This is a genomic window from Micromonospora sp. NBS 11-29 (assembly GCF_002140155.1).
Lineage (GTDB): Bacteria > Actinomycetota > Actinomycetes > Mycobacteriales > Micromonosporaceae > Micromonospora.
In genome coordinates, this window is record NZ_NAPR01000014.1 from 4,727 (window position 1) to 10,403 (window position 5,677).

The following is a 5,677-nucleotide window of genomic DNA, read 5'->3' on the forward strand; positions in this document are numbered from 1 at the left end:
GCGGTGAGGTCGACGGGCAGGCCGATGGTGTGCGCGGTGGCCAGGTTGGTCAGCAGCCGGGTCGGGTCGTCCTCACCGCGCCGCAGCGTGCCGAGCGTGTGGCCGGCGGTGCCGGTGTCGTCGAGGATCGCGGTGACCGGCATGGTCAGCACCGGATGCGGGCNGTGTGACCGGCCCCGATCGCGGTGCGCACGGCACTGTCGAAGCGGACCGTCTGGCGCAGGTTGTCGTACCAGTAGGCGGCGGTCATCGTGGCCGGGTCGACCCAGTCGCCGGTGAGCGTGGAGACGAGGCGGGTGTGACCGGGCCGCGGGGTGACGTCGGCCAGGTCGGTACGCAGCCGCTGCGCCACCTCCTCCACGGCGGCGGAGTGCGACGCGTAGTCCACCGGGATCAGGCGGGCCCGGATCCCGTCGGCCTGACACGCCTCCACCAGGTCCGCGACGGCCTGCGGCGGGCCGGACACCACGACCGTCGACGGGCCGTTGACCGCCGCGACGCCGACGCCGTCGAACCCGTCGAGGCGGGCGGTGACGTCGTCGGCGGACAGGTCGACCGACGCCATCGTCCCGGTGCCCCGCAGCACCGACAGCGCGCGGGACCGCAACGCGACCGTCTTCGCCGCGTCCGGCACCGACAGGATCCCGGCGACGCACGCGGCGCCGATCTCGCCCTGCGAGTGTCCGATCACCGCGTCGGGGGTCACGCCGGCCGCCCGCCAGACGGCCGCGAGCGCGACGCCGACGGCCCAGAGCACCGGCTGCACCACCTCGACGCGGTCCAGCCACGACTGGTCGTCGCCGGTCAGCACCGACGTGAGGTCGACGTCGAGGTGCGGCGCGAGCGCGGCCTGGCACTCGGCCAGCACGGTGTCGAAGACCGGGCACCGGCCGACCAGCCCGGCGGCCATCCCGGCGGACTGGGCGCCCTGGCCGGGGAAGACGAAGACCGGGCCGGCGCCGGCGGCGGCCGCCGTGCCGGTGACGAGGTTGCCCGCCGGCAGGCCGGCGGCGAGCGCGTCCAGGCCGGCCAGCAGCCCGGCCGGGTCGGCGCCGACGACGACGGCCCGCTGGTCGAGCGTGGCCCGGGTGGTGGCCAGCGACCAGGCCACCGCGGCCGGGTCGACGTCGGCGCGCAGGTGGGCGGCGAGCCGGGCGGCCTGGCCGGCGAGCGCGGCGCGGGTCCGGCCGGAGATCGGCCACGCGGTGGGGCCGGCGTCGAGCAGCCCGGCGCGGCGGGGGGCCGGCGCGGCGGTGTCCGGGTCGGCGGCGGCGGGCCGGTACTCCTCGACGATGACGTGGGCGTTGGTGCCGCTGACCCCGAACGAGGAGACGCCGCCTCGGCGGGGTCGGCCCAGCTCCGGCCAGGGCCGGTTCTCGGTGATCAGCTCCACCGCGCCGGCCGACCAGTCGACGTGCGGGGACGGCTCGTCGACGTGCAGGGTCGCCGGGAGCACGCCGTGCCGCAGCGCCATCACCATCTTGACCAGGCCGGCGACGCCGGCGGCGCTCTGCGTGTGGCCGATGTTCGACTTCACCGAGCCGAGCCGCAGCGGCCGGTCGGCGGGGCGGTCCTGCCCGTACGTGGCGAGCAGCGCCTGTGCCTCGATCGGGTCGCCGAGCGTGGTGCCGGTGCCGTGCGCCTCGACCAGGTCGACGTCGGCGGGGCCGAGCCGGGCGTCGGCCAGCGCGGCCCGGATCACCCGCTGCTGGGACGGGCCGTTCGGGGCGGTGAGGCCGTTGGAGGCGCCGTCCTGGTTCAGGGCGCTGCCCCGGATCACGGCGAGGATCGGGTGGCCGTTGCGTTCGGCGTCGGCGAGCCGTTCCACCACCACGACGCCGCCGCCCTCGCCCCAGCCGGTGCCGTCGGCGCCGGCCGCGAACGCGCGGCACCGCCCGTCGACGGACATGCCGCGCTGGCGGGAGAAGACGATGAACACGCCGGGGGTGGCCATCACGGTGACGCCGCCGGCGACGGCCAGGTCGCATTCGCCCCGGCGCAGCGCCTGCCCGGCGAGGTGCAGCGCGACCAGGGAGGAGGAGCAGGCGGTGTCGACGGTGACGGCGGGCCCGTTGAGGCCGAGCGTGAACGAGATCCGGCCGGACGCGACGCTGGTGGTGTTGCCGGTGCCGAGGTACATGTCGACGCCGTCGGGCACGTACGGCAGGCCCATGCCGTAGTTGGAGGTGCTCAGCCCGACGAAGACGCCGGTGGCGCTGCCGCGCAGCGACAGCGGGTCGATGCCGGCCCGCTCGATCGCCTCCCACGAGGTCTCCAGCAGCAGCCGCTGCTGCGGGTCCATGGCGAGCGCCTCGCGGGGCGAGATNCAGGGCCGGGTCGAAGTCACCGGCGGCGTCGAGGAAGCCACCCCTGCGGGTGTAGCTCTTGCCGGGCTTGTCCGGGTCGGGGTCGTAGAGCGCGTCGACGTCCCAGCCCCGGTCGGCGGGGAACTCGGTGAGCGCGTCCCGCCCGTCGGCGACGAGGTCCCACAGGTCCTCCGGTGACCGGACGCCGCCGGGGAAACGGCAGCTCATCGACACGATGGCGAGCGGCTCCTGGTGACGTGCCTCGACGGTCTGCAGCTTGCGCTTCGTGTCGTGCAGGTCGGCGGTCACCCGCTTGAGGAAGTACCGCAGCTTGTCGTCGTCGCTCATCGCGTCCCTGCCTCGATCCGCGGTTCGGTCATGTCAGGAGATTCCAAACTCTTTGCTGATGAAGTCGAAGATCTCGTCGTCGCTGGCCGCGTCGAGGTCGGGCCGCTCCGGCTCGTCGGCGGGACCGGCGAGGTCGGTGGCCTTGGCGAGCAGGTCACGCATCCGGGTGGTGAACCGGTCCCGGGTCGCCGGGTCGAGCGGAAGCGTGGTGAGCAGCGTCTCCACCGCGTCGATGCCCTGGAAGAGCGGCTGGGTGGAGGGGGCGGCGTCGGCGGCGATCTCACCGGCCAGCTTCTCCGCGAGCGCGTGCGGCGTCGGATAGTCGAAAACCAGCGTGGCGGGCAGCCGCAGCCCGGACAGGGTGTTGAGCCGGTTACGCAGGTCGACCGCCGTCAGCGAGTCGAAGCCCAGGTCGGTGAAGAGGCGGCCGGGGTCGACGGCCTCCGGGCCGGTGTGGCCGAGCACGGCGGCGACGTTGGCCCGGACCACGTCGAGCAGCACCTTGCGCCGCTCGGGTTCGGCCAGGCCGGCGAGTCGCCGGCTGAGCGGCACGCCGCCGGTGCCGGCGCCGCCCGCGTCGACCGAGCGCCGCAGCGGCACCCGGACCAGGCCGCGCAGCAGCGGCGCGAGCGCACCGGACTCGGCCTGCCCGCGCAGCGCCGCCACGTCCAACCGCATGGGTACGACGGCGGCCGTGTCCAGCCGCCAGGCCGCGTCGAACAGGTGCAGCGCCGCCTCGGTGCTCAGCCCACCGGCGCCCTGCTCGGTGATGCGCCGCACGTCGGCGTCGGCGAGGTGGCCGGTCATGCCGCTGGCCTGCTCCCACAGCCCCCAGGCGAGGGAGATGCCGGGCAGTCCCTGGGCCCGCCGGTGCGCGGCGAGCGCGTCGAGGAACGCGTTCGCGGCGCCGTAGTTGGCCTGCCCGGCGCTGCCCAGCGTGGCCGCGGCGGAGGAGAAGAGCACGAACGCGCCGAGGTCCCGGCCGGCGGTGAGCCGGTGCAGGTGCCACGCCGCGTCGATTTTTCCGATCGCGACGGCGTCGATCCGGTCCGGGGTCAGGGACTCCAGCACGCCGTCGTCGAGCACACCGGCGGCGTGCACCACGGCGGTGAGCGGGTGGGCGGCGGGGATGCCGTCGAGCAGCGCGGCGAGCGCGTCCGGGTCGGCGGCGTCGCAGGCGGCGACCGTGACCTCGGTGCCGGTGTCGGCCAGCTCGGTGACCAGGTCGCCAATGCCGTCGGCGGTCGCGCCGCGTCGGCCGGCGAGCAGCAGGTGCCGTACGCCGTGGGTGGTGGCGAGGTGGCGGGCCAGCAGCCGGCCCAGCACGCCGGTGCCGCCGGTGATCAGCACCGTGCCGTCCGGGTCGACGCCGCCGGGCAGCGCGTCCAGCCCGGCCGGTACGCGGGCCAGGCGCGGCACGCGTACCTGTCCGCCGTGCACGGCGACCTGCGGTTCGCCGGTGCCGATCGCGGCGGCGAGCAGCGCGGCGGCGGTGGGGTCGGTGTCCAGGTCGACGAGTTGGAGCCGGCCGGGGTGTTCGAGCTGGGCGGTGCGGACGAGCCCCCAGACACCGGCGGTGCGCAGGTTCACCTCGACCTGCTCGCCGGTGGTTACGGCGTCGCGGGTGACCAGCACCAGCCGGGTGTCGGCGAACCGGTCGTCGGCGAGCCACGCCTGGAGGAGGCCGAGCGTGTGGTGGGTGGTGGCGCGGGCCTGCGCGGGCAGGTCCGCGCCGACGCCGTGGCCGGTGACCGGCACGATCAGCGCCTCGGGGGCGGGTTCGCCGCCGGCGAGCAGCTCGGCGAAGGACTCGGGGGCGAGGTCGGTGCGGACCCGAGCGCCGGCGGCCTCACCGGCGGCGCTGAGCGCGAGGTCGTCGCCGAGCACCACCCAGCGGGCGGCGACGGGCGACGGTCCGGCGGTCACCGGCAGCGCCGGCCAGTCCACCTGGAACAGCGACTCGTGGCGGTTGGCGCGGGCGGCGCCGAGCGCGTCGCCGGTGACCCGGCGCATGATCAGCGACTCGGCGTGCAGGACCGGGGCGCCGGTGGCGTCGGCGACCTGGAACGTCACGCCGACGTCGCCGGCCGCGGCGACGCGGACCCGCAGCGCGGTGGCCCCGGCCGCGAGCAGCGTGACGCCGGTCCAGGCGAACGGCAGGCGGGGCACGCTGGCGTCGGCGCCGTCGCCCATCCGGCCGAGGAAACCGCCGATGGACATGGCCTGGAGCGCGCCGTCGAGCAGCGCCGGGTGGATCCCGAAGCGGCCGGCCTCGGTGTGGTGGTCAGCGGGGAGCGCCACCTCGGCGAAGACCTCCTCGCCGCGGGTCCAGGCGGCGCGCAGGCCGCGGAAGACCGGACCGTAGCCGAACACGGTCGACTCGATGCCGGCGTAGAAGGCGTCGGAGGGAACCGGGGTGGCGCCGGGCGGCGGCCACACGCCGAGGTCGAACGCGGGCGGGTCGACGGCGCGCGGGGCGAGCTGGCCGGTGGCGTGGCAGGTCCAGGCCACGTCGGCGAGGATCTCGTCGGATCCGTCCCGGTATGGCCGGGAGTGCAGTTGCACCGGCCGGCGTCCGGCGTCGTCGCGTTCGCCGACGGTGAGCTGGATCTGGAGGGATCCGAGTTCCGGCAGGACGAGCGGGGCGAGCAGGGTGAGTTCCTCGACCACCGGTGCGCCGGCCTGCTCGCCGGCGTGGGCGGCCAGTTCGACGAACGCGGTGCCGGGGAGCAGGATCGCGTTCATCACCCGGTGTTCGCCGAGCCACGGGTGGGTGCGCACGGACAGCCGGCCGGTGAAGACCAGCCGTTCGCTGTCGGGGAACGTGACGGCGGCGCTGAGCAGCGGGTGCCCGGCGTCCTGGAGGCCGGCGGAGGCGACGTCCTGCGCCCGGTGGGCGGGCGGGTCGAGCCAGAACCGCTGCTGCTCGAACGCGTAGGTGGGCAGCTCGACGAGCCCGGTCTCGGGCAGGACGCGGGTGAGGTCGACGGGCAGGCCGATGGTGTACGCGGTGGCCAGGTTGG

The 5,677-nt window shown here is 75.8% G+C and carries 1 protein-coding gene and 1 pseudogene; both read right to left on the reverse strand.

Translation table 11 applies throughout. The annotated features are described in order from the left end of the window. Positions 1 to 2,615, reverse strand: a pseudogene (locus B1205_RS31935) (type I polyketide synthase); the annotation flags it as partial. Positions 2,616 to 2,687: 72 nt separating this feature from the next. Next, a partial coding sequence (locus tag B1205_RS31940; RefSeq protein ID WP_254910085.1) for a type I polyketide synthase occupies positions 2,688 to 5,677 on the reverse strand: 2,990 nt, incomplete at its 5' end.